Here is a 371-nt window from a genome sequence, read left to right as displayed (position 1 = left end):
CTCCTTTCTAAGGATATTACGGAATGACCATAAGGTCATGGAATAACGGAGACATATTGTATTCAGTTTTGAATGTTTATTTGACATTCAAATTAAGAATGGGCCTATAGCTCAGCTGGTTAGAGCGCACGCCTGATAAGCGTGAGGTCGATGGTTCGAGTCCATTTAGGCCCACCATTAAATTAAATTACCCATTACGGGGGCTTAGCTCAGATGGGAGAGCGCCTGCTTTGCACGCAGGAGGTCAGCGGTTCGATCCCGCTAGTCTCCACCATTATTATTTTGCACATTGAAAACTAGATAAGTAAGCAAATAGATTTTACCAAGCAAAAAACCGAGTGAATTTTTAACGAAATTCAACAAGCTTAATA

At 41.0% G+C, this 371-nt stretch carries 2 tRNA genes; both read left to right on the top strand.

From position 1 onward, the window contains the following. Positions 1-100: 100 nt before the first annotated feature. Positions 101-177, top strand: a tRNA-Ile gene (locus LQ688_RS13940). 21 nt (positions 178-198) lie between these two features. Continuing rightward, positions 199-274: transfer RNA gene (locus LQ688_RS13935), tRNA-Ala, on the top strand. Positions 275-371 lie beyond the last annotated feature (97 nt).

It is taken from the genome of Mammaliicoccus sp. J-M40 (assembly GCF_022386395.1).
GTDB classification, from domain to species: Bacteria; Bacillota; Bacilli; order Staphylococcales; family Staphylococcaceae; genus Mammaliicoccus; species Mammaliicoccus lentus.
The sequence above is the reverse complement of the archived record's forward strand: the minus strand, read 5'-3'. Positions and strand labels throughout refer to the sequence as shown.